Annotated in this window: 15 protein-coding genes; 13 read left to right on the forward strand and 2 right to left on the reverse strand. The window is 45.5% G+C overall.

The features are described 5' to 3' along the window. Window positions 1-25: 25 nt before the first annotated feature. The 8 genes from RW114_RS08550 (at window position 26) to tadA (ending at window position 10,187) form a co-directional block, all read left to right on the forward strand. Window positions 26-2,533 (forward strand): glycogen/starch/alpha-glucan phosphorylase, encoded by a 2,508-nt coding sequence (locus RW114_RS08550; protein WP_340122329.1) that lies wholly within the window; start codon window positions 26-28, stop codon window positions 2,531-2,533. Between the two features lie 221 nt (window positions 2,534-2,754). Beyond that, entirely contained in the window at window positions 2,755-3,372 is a 618-nt protein-coding gene (locus tag RW114_RS08555) for a class I SAM-dependent methyltransferase (protein WP_340122330.1), read from the forward strand. A 176-nt stretch (window positions 3,373-3,548) separates the two neighbouring features. After that, window positions 3,549-4,154 carry a GTP cyclohydrolase II gene (gene ribA, locus RW114_RS08560; protein ID WP_340122331.1) on the forward strand — a complete coding sequence of 202 codons (606 nt, stop codon included), beginning with the start codon at window positions 3,549-3,551 and terminating at the stop codon, window positions 4,152-4,154. A 27-nt stretch (window positions 4,155-4,181) separates the two neighbouring features. Continuing rightward, window positions 4,182-5,597 carry an AAA family ATPase gene (locus RW114_RS08565; protein WP_340122332.1) on the forward strand — a complete coding sequence of 472 codons (1,416 nt, stop codon included), beginning with the start codon at window positions 4,182-4,184 and terminating at the stop codon, window positions 5,595-5,597. Beyond that, the gene (locus RW114_RS08570) at window positions 5,598-6,110 is read left to right on the forward strand and encodes a hypothetical protein (protein ID WP_340122333.1); all 513 of its coding nucleotides are present in this window, start codon (window positions 5,598-5,600) and stop codon (window positions 6,108-6,110) included. Between the two features lie 436 nt (window positions 6,111-6,546). Next, window positions 6,547-8,013: an IMP dehydrogenase gene (gene guaB / locus RW114_RS08575; RefSeq protein ID WP_340122334.1), complete on the forward strand. Its 1,467-nt coding sequence runs from the start codon at window positions 6,547-6,549 to the stop codon at window positions 8,011-8,013. Between the two features lie 135 nt (window positions 8,014-8,148). Continuing rightward, window positions 8,149-9,735 carry a glutamine-hydrolyzing GMP synthase gene (gene guaA, locus RW114_RS08580; protein ID WP_340122335.1) on the forward strand — a complete coding sequence of 529 codons (1,587 nt, stop codon included), beginning with the start codon at window positions 8,149-8,151 and terminating at the stop codon, window positions 9,733-9,735. Further along, the gene (tadA, locus tag RW114_RS08585) at window positions 9,726-10,187 is read left to right on the forward strand and encodes a tRNA adenosine(34) deaminase TadA (RefSeq protein ID WP_340122336.1); all 462 of its coding nucleotides are present in this window, start codon (window positions 9,726-9,728) and stop codon (window positions 10,185-10,187) included. The genes guaA and tadA overlap by 10 nt, the downstream gene beginning before the upstream one ends. 7 nt (window positions 10,188-10,194) lie before the next feature. Here the strand turns inward: tadA and mltF are convergent, their stop codons facing one another. Together mltF and pgi are read right to left on the reverse strand one after the other, a co-directional pair. Next, the gene (mltF, locus tag RW114_RS08590; RefSeq protein WP_340122337.1) at window positions 10,195-11,649 is read right to left on the reverse strand and encodes a membrane-bound lytic murein transglycosylase MltF; all 1,455 of its coding nucleotides are present in this window, start codon (window positions 11,647-11,649) and stop codon (window positions 10,195-10,197) included. A 65-nt stretch (window positions 11,650-11,714) separates the two neighbouring features. After that, a complete protein-coding gene (gene pgi, locus RW114_RS08595) occupies window positions 11,715-13,370 on the reverse strand; it encodes a glucose-6-phosphate isomerase (protein WP_340122338.1) in 1,656 nt (551 codons plus the stop codon). A gap of 270 nt (window positions 13,371-13,640) precedes the next feature. On the opposite strand from pgi, the gene RW114_RS08600 reads away from it, so the two are divergent. The 5 genes from RW114_RS08600 (at window position 13,641) to RW114_RS08620 (ending at window position 17,127) form a co-directional block, all read left to right on the forward strand. After that, window positions 13,641-14,231 carry a hypothetical protein gene (locus RW114_RS08600; RefSeq protein ID WP_340122339.1) on the forward strand — a complete coding sequence of 197 codons (591 nt, stop codon included), beginning with the start codon at window positions 13,641-13,643 and terminating at the stop codon, window positions 14,229-14,231. A 166-nt stretch (window positions 14,232-14,397) separates the two neighbouring features. Then, window positions 14,398-15,288: a copper oxidase gene (locus tag RW114_RS08605; protein WP_340122340.1), complete on the forward strand. Its 891-nt coding sequence runs from the start codon at window positions 14,398-14,400 to the stop codon at window positions 15,286-15,288. A 63-nt stretch (window positions 15,289-15,351) separates the two neighbouring features. After that, window positions 15,352-15,777 carry a YqaA family protein gene (locus RW114_RS08610; protein ID WP_340122341.1) on the forward strand — a complete coding sequence of 142 codons (426 nt, stop codon included), beginning with the start codon at window positions 15,352-15,354 and terminating at the stop codon, window positions 15,775-15,777. Window positions 15,778-15,831: 54 nt separating this feature from the next. Beyond that, complete coding sequence (locus RW114_RS08615; protein ID WP_340122342.1) at window positions 15,832-16,617, forward strand: hypothetical protein; 786 nt, start codon at window positions 15,832-15,834, stop codon at window positions 16,615-16,617. Between the two features lie 81 nt (window positions 16,618-16,698). Continuing rightward, window positions 16,699-17,127, forward strand: a complete 429-nt coding sequence (locus RW114_RS08620; protein ID WP_340122343.1) for a desulfoferrodoxin family protein — start codon at window positions 16,699-16,701, stop codon at window positions 17,125-17,127. Window positions 17,128-17,164 lie beyond the last annotated feature (37 nt).

A 17,164-nucleotide genomic window follows, 5' to 3' on the forward strand; every position in this document is an offset into this window, starting at 1 on the left:
TTCGCTCAAGTTCTTGGAGTAAACCATGCCTAATAAGCGCTTTGTTACGAGCAAGCCTATATCTTCCATTACAGATGTCCCTGAATTGGGAGTAAAAAAAGAGGATTTTATTAACGACTTTAAACGCTATTACGTCCACTCTCTGGGGCGGAATGAGGGTTTTCGATCATCGCCGTTCTATGCTTGCGAGGCGTTGTCGCTGTCAATTCGCGACCGGTTGGTGGAGCGCTGGAAAGCCACGTATAAAACCTACATGAAAACGGATAGTAAGCGAGTATTTTATCTGTCCATGGAATTTTTGATGGGTAGAACCTTGAGCAATGCGATGCTGAATCTTGGCGTAACCGATGAAGCCACCCAGGCCATGCATGATTTGGGCATTGAAATCGAAGAACTGATTGACAGAGAGCTCGATGCCGGTTTGGGTAATGGCGGTCTGGGGCGATTGGCCGCCTGTTTTATCGACAGTTGCGCGACACTGCAATTGCCGGTCGTAGGTTACGGTTTGCGTTATGAATACGGCATGTTCACCCAAACCATCGTCAATGGCGAACAGATCGAAAAGCCCGATCACTGGCTGCGCTACGGCAATGTTTGGGAAATTGAGCGGATGGAATATGCACTACGCATTAAGCTTGGCGGTCATACCGAAACACAGACCGACGAACAAGGCAAGCAGCGGATATGCTGGATCAGCACCCAAGACGTGCTGGCCGTCCCCTTTGATACGCCGATACCCGGGTTTAAAAACAATACCGTTAATACCTTGCGTTTATGGAAAGCCGTGGCGACTGAGGAGTTTGATCTGGATGACTTTAACGCGGGCGATTATGCCGAATCGGTGGCTTCTAAAGTCATCGCCGAGCACATTACCATGGTGCTGTATCCGAATGATGCCAATGAAAACGGCAAGGAGTTGAGGCTGCGTCAGCAGTATTTTCTGGCCTCTGCCAGCTTGCAGGATGTGCTCTCATATTGGGTCAGGCAACACGGGCATGATTTTAGCAGCTTTGCCAACAAAAACTGTTTTCAGTTAAACGACACCCATCCGAGCATTGCCATTGCCGAATTAATGCGCCTGTTAATGGATATGCACGGCCTGTCATGGGCTAAGGCCTGGGAAATTACCCGGCAGACCATGGCTTATACCAATCATACCCTGCTGCCTGAGGCACTGGAAAAATGGTCGGTTAAACTGATGCAACAATTGTTGCCCAGATTGATGGAGATTATCTTTGAAATCAATGCTCATTTTATGTCGGAAGTCGCAGCGCATTGGCCCGGCGATAAAGCCAGATTGAGTAGAATGTCGATCATCGAGGAAGGCGCCGAGCAACAGGTGCGCATGGCTTATCTTGCGATAGTTGGCAGTTTTTCGATCAATGGCGTCGCCCAATTGCATTCTCAGTTACTGCAACAGGGCTTGTTTCGCGACTTTTACGATTTATGGCCGCACAAGTTTAACAACAAGACCAACGGCGTAACCCCGCGTCGCTGGCTGGCCTCGTGCAATCCTGAGTTAGCCGCATTAATAACCGAAACCATCGGCGACGGCTGGATAACCCATCTGGACGAATTAAAAAAACTGGAGCCTTTTGCCGAAGATGCCGAGTTTAGAAATCGTTGGCGCGAGATAAAACAAAGCGCAAAGCAGCGCCTGGTTGAACACAAAAAACAATATCAGGAGATCCATTTAAATCCCGATGCGTTGTTTGATATACAGGTTAAGCGCATTCATGAATACAAGCGGCAGATTTTAAATGTGCTGCATGTGATTCATCTTTACGACCGCATTAAACGCGGCGAGACCACCAACTGGGTTGCGCGCTGCGTGTTGATCGGCGGCAAGGCTGCCCCCGGTTATGCCATGGCAAAAAGAACCATTAAGCTGATTAATAATGTCGCCAATGTCATCAATTCGGATCCCGATTTCGACGACAAGTTGACCCTGCTTTTTCTGCCCGATTATCGGGTGTCGGGGATGGAAATGATCTGCCCGGCTGCCGACCTTTCTGAGCAGATTTCTACCGCAGGCAAAGAGGCTTCCGGCACCGGTAATATGAAGCTGATGATGAATGGCGCGCTGACTATCGGAACGTTGGACGGCGCTAATATTGAAATAAGGGAAGAAGTCGGCGATGAAAACTTTTTCCTGTTCGGCCTGACCGAAGAACAGGTCGAAGTAAGACGGGAACATTACGATCCTGCTGCGATTATTGAACAGGATGAAGATTTGCATCGGGTGATGAATCTCCTCGAAAGCGGGCATTTTAATCAGTTTGAGCCGGGGATATTCGACGACCTGATCGCATCCGTTAAAAGCAGGTATGACCCGTGGATGACGGTTGCGGATTTTAGAAGCTATATCGATACGCAAAAACGTGTGGAAGCCGCCTATCAGGACAAAGAGCACTGGACCCGGATGAGCATATTAAATTGCGCAAACAGCGGCAAATTTTCCACGGACAGAACCATCAGCGAATATAACCGGGATATCTGGAAGCTGGAGCCTGTGCCGGTGCAATATCCATAAACCAAGAAAAAACATTTCATCCACGAAAAGCACGAAAAGCACGAAAATTTTCAAAAGAGGTACTAAGTTGTAGACCGTTGCCCAAAGGGTGAATAGATAAATACAACAGACTGATTTATGTGGTGCCTTTCGTGGACTAGCCGCGGTTTTTAGAATTGTTGTTGATGACCGCCAAGCTTGCGCTGTACTATGCAGTTCCCGATTAACTATCCGAAACCATTATGAAGCCAGACAGTGCCGTGATTAGAAAACGATATGACCGGATCGCCCCGTATTTTGAGGGCATGGAGGCGGTGATGGAAGGGCTTGTTTTTAAAAGCTGGCGGAAAAAATTATGGGCTAAGGTTGAAGGCCATCATATTCTTGAAGTCGGTGTAGGGACGGGCAAAAATTTTGACTATTACCCCAAGGATGCCAGAATAACGGCGATCGATTTTAGCGAACAAATGCTAAAACGGGCGGCGGACAAGCGCGACAGGAAAAATATTCATGTTGAGCTGGAACTGATGGATATTCAGTCGTTAAGCTTTGCCGACAACAGTTTCGATACGGTTATTTGTTCCTTCGTTTTTTGTTCGGTGCCGTCGGCAGTAAAGGGCTTAAAAGAGCTTTACCGGGTATGCAAACCGGGCGGACAGGTCTTATTGCTGGAACATGTCGTCAGTTCAAATCCGGTGATTGCCGCCGTCATGAACCTGCTTAACCCGGTTGTTGTCGGGCTGTTTGGGGCAAACATTAACCGGAATACCGTTAAAAACGTTAAAGCCTGCGCATTTACCTCGGTGCATGTCGACGAACGTAGTGGCGATATTATCAAGCTGATTGAAGCCAGAAAGTAGCGGCTTGATAGGTTCTCACACTCCAAAATTCAGTGACTTTATCGATCCTCTCCGTCGACGTAGCTACTAGAGCAATGCAGGAACAATCGCCAAGAGCACCAGGGAAAGGAGAATTATTTAACGGCTTAGCCGTTGAATTGGGTAAAATAGAATGAATTTTTGGATTAGTTATTTACGTGAAGCCACAATTAGAAAATCTGGTACAGACGCCGATCCCGACCAAACACGGCGAATTTATCCTGCATTACTACAGCAATACTATCGATGAAAAGGAGCATGTCGCCCTAGTCAAAGGCGATGTTGCGGACAAAGAAAATGTGCCGGTACGCATTCATTCTGAGTGTTTTACCGGCGACGTCTTAGGTTCAAGGCGTTGTGATTGCGGCGAACAGCTGGATATGGCGCTGCAACTTATCAATAAAGCCGGTTTCGGTGTATTGATTTATCTGCGCCAGGAAGGACGAGGTATCGGCTTGTTGAAAAAACTACAGGCTTATAACCTGCAGGATCAGGGCATGGATACCGTTGATGCCAATATCCATCTGGGGCATCTTGCCGACGAAAGAGAGTACAGCATTGCCGCTTTAATGTTGGAAAACCTGCACATAAAGTCCATAGAGTTGATAACCAATAATCCCAATAAAATCGAAGAGTTAAAAAAACTCGGCATTAACGTGGCAGGCCGAATTCCGGTTGAGTCCGTGGCTCACGATGACAACGTCGGTTATTTAAAAACCAAAGCAAAAAAAATGGCGCACATGCTGTTTGAGTCAAAAGAATAGTCCCCCTTTTATTCCTGGAGTTAAATCATGAATTATTGGTTAGTTCGCGCAAAATGGGGCGGAGAAAATAAAAAAGCGGATTTTATCAATAACGATGAATGGATAAACGGCTACGATGACAAATATTTGGACATCGTTAATCGGGTTGAGGTTGAAGATATTTTATTGTTGGCCGAAGATTCAACCGTTACCCATTACGGTGTATGCAGTGGAAATGAGAAAGACGGCAGGCATTTGGCTGTTGATAAATGGATACTTTTAAAAGTACCTGTTTTATTTCCGGCAAAAGGTTCCTATATAAAAACAATTGTAAAGGTAAATGACGATAATTTAATAGACACCATTACGCTTGGAATTGAGACAACGAATATAAGTAACGATATAATAATTAAGAGTATTTTTATAGGAAATTTTACCGTTTTTAAAAATGAACGCTTAGAGTTTTCTGATGGCTTGAATGTAGTTATTGGTGAAAATGGTACGGGAAAAAGCCATTTACTTAAACTGCTTTATTCTATAATTATGAGTATAAATCACGTTGTTTACTTTTATGCTGACTATTATGAAAGGAAAATGTTTGTTGAGCAAGCCATATCCGAAGCCATTGAGATAAGTTTAATGGGTATTTTTAAGCCCGATGAATTGGATAACTTAATTAGTCGCCATGAAGATAAATGTTCCATTAATATAAATTTAGAAAAATATTCTATTCCATTTAATTTAGTTAAATCTTATTCTTCCGATTACAATCAAATTGGTGTTGAAGAAGAAAGCCTATTAATAGATTTTTTTGAAAAAAGTTGCATATTTATTCCAGCTAAAGAGATGCTTTCTTTCTATGAAGGATTTATTTCTTTATATGAGACGAGAGAAACATCTTTTGATCAAATATATTACAATCTAGCAAAATCATTAGGATTATCCGCTTTAAAAAATATTGAATCTTACCCAGTAGAAAGCAAGCTTCTATCTATGTTAGAAGAAATATTAGAAGGGAAAATTTTATTAGAACGTGGCAGGTTTTATTTGGCGTCCACCAATGGGCATAAAACGGAAATCGCTTTAATTGCAGAAGGTTTGAGAAAAATAGCCACGATTGCCCAACTTATAGCCAATGGCTCATTGAATAAAAACAGCATTATTTTTTGGGATGAGCCGGAAGCAAACTTGAATCCTAAGTTAATCAGAAAAATGGCCGAGGTTTTAGTCGAACTTAGCCGCGCTGGAATGCAAGTCTTTATTGCAACTCATAGTTTATTTTTGGTTAAAGAGTTGGAAATACTACGAAGCAAAGAAGATAAGGTTAAGTATTTTAGTTTAGGTTTTGAAGGGTACGATATTAAAGTAAGCCAAAGCGAAGACTTTGAATATTTGGACGATATAGTTATTCTGGATGAAGAGCTAGAGCAGGATGACAGATTTTTAAGCAAGAAGGAAGCTTAGATGTCGATTGTTATTCAGGAAGGAAATCTGTCTTTTAGTTTTGATTTTGAAGCCATAAAATTTGATGATACGCCGTATTACAGAAATCATTTTATCAAGATTAAAAATGGCATTAGTGCAGTTGATATTTTAGCGGTTGATAATAATACGGGGTATTTAATAGAAATAAAGGATTACACATATCAAGATACAGAAAATTTGAAATTAAATGACTTAGTTGAAGCTATTGTGAATAAGGTTATTTCAACTTTGTCCGCAATATTACCCATGAAAAATAATTCTAATAACACAGCAGAGAAAAATATTGCGCATTCATTTTCCAGCGCTAATGAAATAAAGGTTTTCTTGCATCTTGAATTATCGCCTCCTACATCTAAACTGGAGCAATCAACGTGGAGTTTTCAGAAAATTCAAATGAAGTTAAAAAACAGATTAAAACCCATTGATGCTCATCCGAAAATAGTTTCTATGAAATATCCAAATCATTTTTCCTGGATAGTCACCAAAATTTAAGTACGGCTAGAGTAGCGATTCAATCTAGAAGACATAGTTGAGCATTCCAAAATCCCGTTCGGTCTGAGCCTGTCGAAGGGTGGCGGGATTTTGGAATGCCTACCAAGGGTAGGTCTGAGCCAGTCTATAAAGCTAACAACAGCAAGGGGTCACAGACAAGGGGTCAGGCCTTACATTTGATATTTTATTCATGTTGTTGTGTGATTTTAGTGCGCCCTAAAATAAATTTAGCTAGGAGCACATAAAAGTCACGGGAAAGTTAAGCATATCCACTCACAACAGCCGTTGATAATAAACTCAAACGCTAGATACCGCAAACGCGTGTCTTCTCAACCAAAAACCCGCAATTATTTACAAACCATGGGTTTCGCTCGCGCTCTACCCATCCTACGATGTACAATACGTGGTTATTTTTACTGGTTATAAGGTGTGGTCTATGAAAATTCTTCAGGAAGCGCTGACGTTTGATGACGTTTTATTAGTGCCTGCGCACTCGACGGTGCTGCCACGCGACGTAGAGATGAAGACTCAGCTGACGCGGGGCATTACGCTTAATATCCCGTTGGTCGCTGCCGCGATGGATACGGTTACCGAAGCCCGACTGGCAATTGCGATTGCCCAGGAAGGCGGTATCGGCATTATTCATAAGAATATGACGGCCGAGCAACAGGCGCGTGAGGTTCGCAGCGTTAAAAAATACGAGAGCGGGGTGATTAAAGACCCGATCACTGTGACGCCGGATGTAAGTATCCGCGACGTTATCAAGCTGACCCGCTCCAAAAATATTTCCGGCGTACCGGTGGTTGATGGCGCTGAGTTGGTCGGCATTGTGACCAGTCGCGATTTACGCTTTGAGACGCGCTTTGATGAGCCGGTTTCAAAGGTGATGACACCTAAAGAGCGTTTGATCACGGTTACTGAAAGCGCCGATCGTAAAGAAGTGATTGCGCTGCTGCATAAGCATCGCATTGAAAAAGTGCTGGTGGTCAATGATGCCTTTCATTTGTGCGGTTTGATTACGGTAAAAGATATACAAAAAGCCAAAGATTACCCGTTGGCCTGTAAAGATGAACAGGAACAGTTACGGGTCGGTGCAGCAATCGGTACCGGACAGGGCACCGAAGAACGGGTCGCAGCTTTAGTGGCGGCCGGTGTGGATGTCATTATCGTCGATACGGCGCATGGTCATTCTCAAGGTGTGCTGGACAGGGTTCGTTGGGTAAAGCAGAACTATCCGCAGGTGCAGGTCATCGGCGGCAATATTGCTACCGCAGCGGCGGCACTGGCCATGGTTGAGGCGGGCGCCGATGGCGTTAAGGTTGGCATAGGCCCCGGATCTATTTGCACGACGCGGATTATTGCCGGTGTCGGTGTGCCGCAAATTACTGCAGTCAGTAATGTCGCCGATGCGTTAAAGGGAACCGGTGTGCCGGTAATTGCTGATGGCGGTATACGCTATTCCGGCGATGTCGCTAAAGCGCTGGCTGCCGGTGCGAATGCGGTGATGTTGGGCGGCCTGTTTGCCGGAACCGAAGAAGCGCCCGGTGAGGTTGAGTTGTTTCAGGGCAGGTCTTACAAATCCTATCGCGGCATGGGCTCTTTGGGTGCAATGTCGCAGCAGCAAGGTTCCAGCGATCGCTATTTTCAGGAAGAAACCGATTCGGTTGAAAAATTGGTGCCGGAAGGCATAGAAGGCCGGGTGCCGTATAAAGGCAGTTTGTTGGCGGTTATCCATCAGTTGCTGGGCGGCATTCGCGCCAGCATGGGCTACACCGGCAGTCAAACGATAGTCATGATGCACGAAAAAGCGCAGTTTGTACGGGTGACCAGTGCCGGTATGCGCGAAAGCCATGTACATGATGTGACCATTACTAAAGAAGCGCCTAATTACCGGATGGAGTAAGTTTAGGCGAAAGACGAAAGGCGAAAGGCGAAGGGCTAAAGGTTAAGATAGACCTAATTTGAAGCACGGTTTTTTCGCCTTTAGTCCTTTGCCCTTCGCCCTTAACCTTTTGCCTGATCTTAAAAGAGTTCTATCGTGAAACAACAATCCCCAAACATCCATACCCACAAAATCCTTATCCTGGATTTCGGCTCACAATACACCCAACTGATCGCGCGCCGCATTCGTGAAATCGGCGTTTATTGCGAAATATATTCCTGTGAATGCAGCGCTGAACAAGTCAAAAAGTTCGCTCCCAACGGCATTATTTTATCCGGCGGTCCCGAAACGGTAACCAGCGGCGATACGCCAAGAGCGCCGCAAATCGTTTTCGAACTGGGTGTTCCTGTGCTGGGCATCTGTTACGGCTTGCAAACCATGACCGAGCAATTGGGCGGCAAGGTTGAAAGTTCCGATCACAGGGAATTCGGTTACGCGCAAATCAGGGCGCGAGGCCATTCAAAATTGCTGAACGGCATAGAAGATCATTTGTCGGCAGAAGGCTTTGGCCTGCTGGATGTCTGGATGAGTCACGGCGACCGCGTCGTCGATTTGCCGAGCGGTTTTAGTCTGATTGCCAGCTCGGACGGTGCGCCGATTGCCGGTATCGCCAATGAAGACAAGGGTTTTTACGGCTTGCAGTTTCATCCCGAAGTCACCCACACCAAACAAGGCGGACGGATATTGTCGCGCTTTGTGCTGGAAATTTGCGGTTGTGAAGCCTTGTGGACTTCCAGCAATATTATCGAAGACAGCATTCACGCAGTTCGGAAAACAGTCGGCAGCGATCATGTGGTTTTGGGCTTGTCCGGCGGCGTCGATTCGTCTGTTGTTGCGGCATTGCTGCACAAAGCGATTGAAGACCAGTTGACCTGTGTTTTTGTCGATACCGGCTTGCTGCGTTTGCGTGAAGGCGATCAGGTGATGGCGACGTTTGCCGAACATATGGGCGTTAAAGTTATCCGGGTCAACGCCGAGCAGCGCTATCTCGATGCTTTGAGCGGCATCACTGACCCGGAACAAAAACGCAAGATCATCGGCGGTCTGTTTATCGACATATTCGATGAAGAGGCCTCAAAAATTACCGATGCCAAATGGCTGGCGCAAGGCACGATTTATCCCGATGTGATTGAATCGGCCGGTTCCAAAAGCGGCAAGGCGCATTTGATCAAGTCGCATCACAATGTCGGCGGTTTGCCGGAAAATATGACCTTAAAGCTGGTTGAGCCGCTACGCGAACTATTCAAGGACGAAGTCAGAAAGCTGGGCGTAGAGTTAGGTCTGCCGGCGGATATGGTTTATCGCCACCCGTTTCCAGGCCCAGGTTTGGGCGTCAGGATTTTGGGCGAAGTGAAAAAGGAATTCGCCGATTTATTGCGTCAGGCCGATGCCATTTTTATTGAGGAACTGTATCGCCATGATCTTTACGACAAGGTCAGTCAGGCGTTTGCGGTATTTTTGCCGGTCAAGTCGGTCGGTGTGATGGGAGACGGTCGGCGTTATGATTATGTGATCGCGATACGCGCCGTCGAAACTATCGATTTTATGACGGCTCGTTGGGCGCATTTGCCTTATGAGTTTCTGGATTTGATTTCCCGTCGCATTATCAATGAGGTCCCCGGCATTTCCCGCGTGGCTTACGACATCAGCGGCAAACCACCTGCGACTATCGAATGGGAATAAGCAGTACCACGGATGAAGCGTGGATGCGCCATGCGATCAGGCTGGCGCAACGGGCCGAGCAACAGGGTGAAGTCCCGGTCGGCGCTATCGTGGTCAGGGATGATCGATGTATCGCGGAAGGCTGGAATATTCCGATAACCAGCCATGACCCGACCGCCCACGCCGAGGTGGTTGCAATGCGAGGCGCGGGCGTTCATGTTGCCAATTATCGGTTGACTGATGCGACCTTGTACGTGACCCTGGAGCCTTGCGTGATGTGCATAGGAGCTATGAGTCATGCACGGATTAAGCGCCTGGTTTTCGGTGCGTATGATCCAAAACGGGGCGCAGTGTGCAATGCATTAAGCCTGACCGATGCGAGTTTTTTAAATCACAAGATCAGCTGGGACGGCGGCGTGCTGGAGACGGAATGCTCGGAAATGTTGAGGGATTTTTTTAAAGCCAGGCGATGAAAGCCGTTTAAAGTGCGGCCGGATCAATGGTTACCGCTTCATTATCAGGATTTTTACTATCGATCTCCATGGCATTTTTCTTAATCTGATTTTCCTCGGTCAACCAGACCAGTAAGTCGTAATAGCTGCGTATGTTTTCTACAAATATAACCGGTTCCTTGCCTCGGGCATAGCCGTGTTTGGTCTGTTGATGCCACTTTTTCTGGGTGAGTAATGGCAGATGCTGTTTGACATCCATCCATTTATCGGGGTTGCCGCCTTGCTTTTCAGTTAACACTCTAGCGTCTTCAAGATGACCCAGGCCGACATTATAGGAGGCTAATGCAAACCAAGTACGATCCGGTTCTGGAATCTGCTCGGGAATTAACTGGATTCTTTGTTGAAAATAGCGTGCGCCGCCATCAATGCTTTGACTCGAATCGGTTCTATCTTGAATGCCGAGTTCTGCGGCGGTGGTATTCGTTAGCATCATAATACCCTCTACTCCGGTCGGGGAAACGGCTTTATCAAGCCAGTGGGATTCCTGATAGCCGATTGCAGCCAATAAACGCCAATCTATATTGTATTGTGCGGCCGCCAAATTAAAATATTTTTGATGCTGGGAAAGCCTGCTTTTTATTTGCTGACGGAATTTACAGTTGCCGATATAGCTCAAGCTGCTGGTATGTCCGTAATGTTTTTCAAGAAGTTGATCGAGGGTCTTATCTTTTTTTATCCGGTTGAAAAAACGCACAACTTCATCGTATAAACTGTTGTCGTCCGATGGGCTTAATGCCCAAGCCAGTTGGCGTGGTTCGGAAATATCGAAGGCAATGTTAAGTTTGGGGTAAAAACGACGAATTAATATGGCCTGATTCGAGTCCGCTACGGTGTAATCGATAAGTCCTTCATTAACCAGATACAGCAGGCCATTGGTATCGAGCTCGTCGTTAACATTCCAGTCCAGTTCAGGCGTATCCTCTTTTAGATAGGCTAGGCTATCAATATGGCTGGTGTTTTTGGCAACTTCAATAATCCCTTGAGTCAGGCTGCTGACGTTATTGGGGCGGCGAGTGCCTGAGCGGTAAATAAGCTGTTCAGTTATTTCATGGTAGGCAGGCGCAAAGCGCATGCTTTTGTTGCGCTGTTCGGTGATGGTCAGTCCTGCGGCGGCAATATCAGCCTTGCCTTTGGAAATACGTTTTAGGATGTCAGCAAAGGTACTGGGGGTCTCAAACTTTGCTTTAACGCCTAATTGCTCAGCGAAAAGCATAACCAAGTCATATTCAAGGCCGGTATATCCTTCCGGACTTTCATAATAGGTTGTTGGGTCATTTCGTGTTAATACATGCAGGGTTCCTGCCCGTTTAACTTGCTCCAGCTTGTTAATCGATAGGAATCCGTTGTCGCAAGTTGTCAGGGTGGCGGCAAATAGTAAGCCGATAATCAGTCTGGGTAGGAAAATCAAGATTGTCGGTCGCATCGGTTCCCTACCGATTGCGACACTTCCGTCATCCCTGGCAGTCGGTCGCATCGGTTCCTGAGCGATTACGACACTTCCGCCATCCTTGGCAGTCGTAATTGTTTGTAGGTATTAATCAATGCATTGGTTGAACAATCGTGGCTGCCGATGATTTTGTCGTTTTGAAGTTCTGGCAAGATGACCTTGGCTAAGGTTTTTCCCAATTCCACGCCCATCTGATCAAATGAGTTGATATTCCAGATAACCCCCTGAACATAAATTTTATGCTCATAAAATGCAATCAGTGAGCCTAAGGTTTTGGGCGTCAGTTTGCTAAATAAAAACGAATTGGACGGTTTATTGCCGTCAAATATTTTGGAAGCGACCAGTACCTTGTCGGTTTGGTCTTCGGCAGACAGCTCCTGCTTAACTTCTCCGGCTGTTTTACCTTTCATCAAGGCTTCCGGCTGGGCAAGAAAGTTTGAAATCAAAATATCATGATGCTCGGGTAACTTGTAGTGACTGTTAGCGGCGGCCAGAAAATCACAGGGTATCAGCTTGGTGCCCTGATGGATAAGCTGAAAAAAAGCGTGTTGACCATTGGTGCCGGGTTGACCCCAAATAATCTGGCCGGTGCTGTAATCGACTTTGTCACCGTTAAGGTCGATGCTTTTGCCATTGCTCTCCATGTCTCCTTGCTGAAAATAATCAGCAAAATAAAGCATCGACTGGTCGTAAGGTAAAAGAGCATGGGATTCGGCATTATAGAAGTTGTTATACCAGATGCCCAGCAAGCCCATGATGACCGGAATATTTTTTTCAAATGGAGTGGTGCGAAAATGTTCGTCAGCTTCATAAGCGCCTTGCAAAAGTTCTTCAAAATTATCCATGCCTACATATAAAGCAATAGACAGTCCTATGGCTGACCAGAGTGAATAGCGACCGCCAACCCAGTGTCTAAATTCAAACATATTATTGGTATCTATGCCGAAATCGGCAACATTATCGGTGCTGGTAGAAATGGCAACAAAGTGCTTGGCAATGGCCTGTTGATTTTGCGCACTATCGAGAAACCAACTTCTTGCGGATTTTGCATTGGTCATCGTCTCTTGAGTCGTAAATGTTTTAGAGGCGATAAGAAATAGCGTCGTCTCTGGGGATAAGTGCGTTAGGGTTTCAATAAGATCGGCTTGGTCGATGTTGGAGACAAAGTGAACTTTTAATGACTCAGAAGCATAGGGGGTCAGAGCCGTTGAAACCATCTTGGGTCCCAAATCGGAACCGCCTATGCCAATGTTGACGATGTCGGTAATGGCCTTGCCGGTATAGCCTCTCCATTCGCCTGAACGAACGCAGGTGCTGAAAGTCCGCATTTGGGCGAGAACGCTGTTAATTTGCGGCATCACGTCTTGTCCGTCAACATAGACAGGTTGATTGCTTCTATTGCGCAAAGCGGTGTGTAAAACGGATCTATGTTCGGTCTTATTGATTTCTGCTCCGGAAAACATGGCCTTGATTTTTTCGTCTAGCCCGGCATGTTTAGCAAGATCAATGAGTAAGGGCAGGGTCTGGTCAGTTATTCTATTTTTGGAGTAATCAAAAAGAATGTCATTAAAATGGAGAGAGAATTTGGTGTGGCGATTGTTATCCGCATTGAAACTGTCACGTAGGAGAATGTTTTTAGTTTCGTTGTGATGCTTTTTTAAAGCTGTCCAGGCCGTAGAAGAGGTCAAAAATGACATGCGGTAAAGCTCCGTTTGAATAAAATTAGTTTAAGTCTACGAAAAGCAGGGAAGGATAGCAATAGTACTGCAGCGCATTACTTTTATAACGGCATTTGTAGGCTAGTCTGCCATCAATTCCTTTATTTGGCCAAATTGATGTGCTAGAGTAATCCATTGCTATTAATCAAAAATACAGCGAAAGATGCTTGTTTGTGATGAGTTCAAGCTATATTGATAGCATTTACATTTTTTCCCATAATAATAAATTGATAAAAACTGGAAGGCATTATGAACAGTATACACATTTTAAGAAAGGGTTCCCTGGTACTTCTGGGATTGTTATTTTCTGCATCGTTATGGGCGCATGGTGGGGCCGCAGGTACCGATACCGACCAATGTAAATTTGAATTGGAACCTACTCACTGGCTACATTATACCGCCTATCAGCCTAACGCGTTTCCTGCTGAAGATTTTTGCGCTAATATTCCACGCGCTAACGAACTGACTTTACTGGTATTCGATTATCAGGATATAAAATACAGAGATATGGCTGTTGAGTTTGAAGTGACTAAAGAGCCTGAAGGAACTAGCGTATTCAAACTGCCGGCTGCAAAGCATAAAAAAGGTACTGTTGAACTGAGATTGCCGAATGGCGTGCCGGAGGCAGGCAACTATTTGATTCATATTACTTTGGTTCCTGATTCTGGCGATAGATTGGATGCGCACATGAGTTTTAAAGCCGGTGGCGGTCAAGCAGTGAGCAGAAATAATATGCTCTTGTATGCCCTTTTCGCATTTGCTGGTCTCTATGTCCTTTATCTGTCTCATGCTGGATTTAAAAGCAAAGTGGATGAAATAATAGCGAAGATTAAAAGCTAAACAGGCGCGATTGTCGCTAGGTTGTGTATTGATGCCATTCTCCGTGGCGGGTAATTTACTCAAGATGGGTGATGGCATGGTCTACATGGTTAGGGAGGTTAGCAGAAGCTTCGCCTAGAGGCGTCTATTTTTGGTGGTTTTTATTGAGCAACGGGGGGAATGAGTAATGGTGAAGTTATTATCGGCTGGGGTATTGATTTTTCTTTTTTCTGCGCCAGTATTGGCAGAGGAGTATGAAGATCATAGCGGTATGCTCATGGATCACGGCGATGGCCATTTAATGGACATGGCCGGTGGTATGGTTATGGGGCAGAATGCCAGTACGTTGCCGGGTGGTTGCGATAGCATCGCTGAGACCAAGGAAATTACTGTGCATGCCGGACATAAACACGCTGAGAAATTTCCCGGTAGAATGTTTGCGTTTGATACACAGGAATTTAAGTTTAAACCGTGTACTAAATTGACGGTTAATTTTGTCAATGATGACCATATTCGTCATCAATGGATGATGCACGGTTTGCCGAAGTATTTGTACCCAAAAGGCATGTTCCATTTAGAAGTAACCGGCCCTGCAAAAATTTCAGGAACGTTAATTTTACCTCCCGGCGATAAAACCTATTTAGTGCATTGCGACATTGCCCAGCATATGGAAAAAGGCATGAAAGCGCAGTTGAAAGTCGGTAACGGTGATGGAGATTTGCCTAGTATTCCCGGTGTGACCGCTTACGTCATAGCCGATGACTATAAGGGAAGTTTGTCGACGGTGATGGCTGATGTTTTGGCCGCAGCTGAAGCCACACCGATAGCTGAAGCTCCTCCCATAGTTCAGCGGGTAAAAGAAGACTCTTTTATTTCAGGTGTTACTGTGATCGGCTTAGCGATAGGCCTGTTGCTAGCGCCATTTTTAGCGAAAAAATTTAAAGGTATGAGCGCATCAGAAGTGGTTGCCACTATTTTTGAGTTGTTGAGAACGGGAATAGAGCTTGTTGTAAAACTGTTATCTAGTTTGGTTAAGCTGATTATGTCTAACAAAAACAAGATATTGCCTGGAAGTTAAATTCTGGTTAACGTAAAAACCCCCTGTTCTCTTCGAGTGCAGGGGGTTTTTTTGAGAGAAAAAGTGCACGATATAGGGTTTGAAATAGGCGGACTGTTTATCAGCGCATTCATATCATCAACGATAGCGCCCGGTGGTTCAGAAGCTATTTTGGCTTATATGGTTGCGGCAGGGCATTATCAGGTTGAGCTTTTGGTCATCGTTGCCACGATAGGCAACACGCTGGGCGCCATCACAACATGGGGCTTGGGCGTGTTGGCAGCAAAGAAATTCCCCGTATCTACGCTTTTATCAGAAAAAAAACAGAAAGCGCTGGAGGTAGTCAGAAAAAAAGGTCTCTGGACGCTGTTTTTTACCTGGTTGCCGGTGGTTGGGGATGCCTTGTGTTTTGCGGGCGGATGGCTAAAACTGCCATTCCTCCAGGCTTGTTTAATCATATTGCTGGGTAAGTTGGGCCGATATGCGGTGATAGCCTGGATGTTTATATAGTGTAGGCTTGACCAACCGTAGAGTTAAGATCAATGAAAATTAAAAGAGGTAATTGTGTTACGCCATTTTCCACAAGTTAACGTTGCTTATGCTCATAAAAAACGGGATTATTTTATAGCAACTTTTACTTTTCTTTGTGTGGCTGTCTGCTTAATCAGTGATGCCAATGCGAGTTTGGAAAAGCAAAATGCCCTTGGTGTTTGCGGCTGGGTATTTTTGATCGGATGGTTGCTAGGAGAAAACAGGGAAATAAGAATGCAGGTTGTCATTGCCGTCATTTTTGCTACTATCGGTGAACACTTTGCCTCGCCTTTTATGGGCGGATACACGTACCGGTTTGAGAACGTGCCTGCCTATGTACCGCCCGGGCACGGCATGGTTTATTTAACCGCTGTTGCGTTGGGGCGATCCGGATTATTCCTGCGCTATGCCAGGGAAATCGCTACCTTTGTGGTATTGGTGTGCGGTGCATGGTCAGTTTGGGGGATCAGCGGCTATGCCGAACAGGGCGATTCAGTCGGCGCCTTATTGTTTTGTGTGTTTTTGGCTTATCTTTTTAAAGGCCGTTCACCGATGGTTTATCTGGCGGCGTTTTTTATTACTACATGGCTGGAGTTAATTGGCACCGCCGTCGGAACCTGGACATGGGCGGCAATAGATCCGGTTCTTGGGTTGCCTCAGGGGAATCCACCCAGCGGCGTTGCCGCCTGGTATTGTCTGGTTGATGCGGTAGCCATGGGTGGCGCTGCACCGGTATTAAAAAGTTCGAAGAATGCCCTCGACTGGTTAAAGTCTGGCAAATTGCGAAAAAGTGCCTATCCAGTTTCAGAGAATAAATAAAATTGTGAAGAGCGGCTGATTTAAGCAAAGCCGTTCTGCCATAAACATGTGTGTAATCAGTAATCAAAAAAGGAAAATGTTATGGAACGTCGTAATTTTATTCGATTGAGTCTAGCGGGTGCTGTTGGTGCCGGTATGATTGCGCCAACAATTGCACTGGCTGACAGCAGCAAACTGGCTGTGGGAGCGGACATCTATTATACAAAAGAAGCGCCCGGTCGCTGGAGTGGGAAGGTTACAACGCACTCGCCCAGCATTGAAATAGAAAAAGCGGGAGGCAAGGTCACTGTAAAAATCGTCACAGCGCATGAAATGAAAGGTTACGAACACTATATTGTTAAACACGTTTTGCTGGATCAAAACTATAAGTTTATAGACGAACGACTGTTTGATCCGATCAAGGACCAGGCAGCGAGATCAATATTTACACTGCATGATTACAGTGGCCCGATTTACGCGCTGAGCCTATGCAATAAGCATGACCTCTGGTTGAATGGCGCAGAAGTATAAGGAAGATTTTCAGATTATTATGTTGTCGTTGACTTTA

The sequence above is a fragment of the Methylobacter svalbardensis genome (assembly GCF_037671525.1).
Lineage (GTDB): Bacteria > Pseudomonadota > Gammaproteobacteria > Methylococcales > Methylomonadaceae > Methylobacter_A > Methylobacter_A svalbardensis.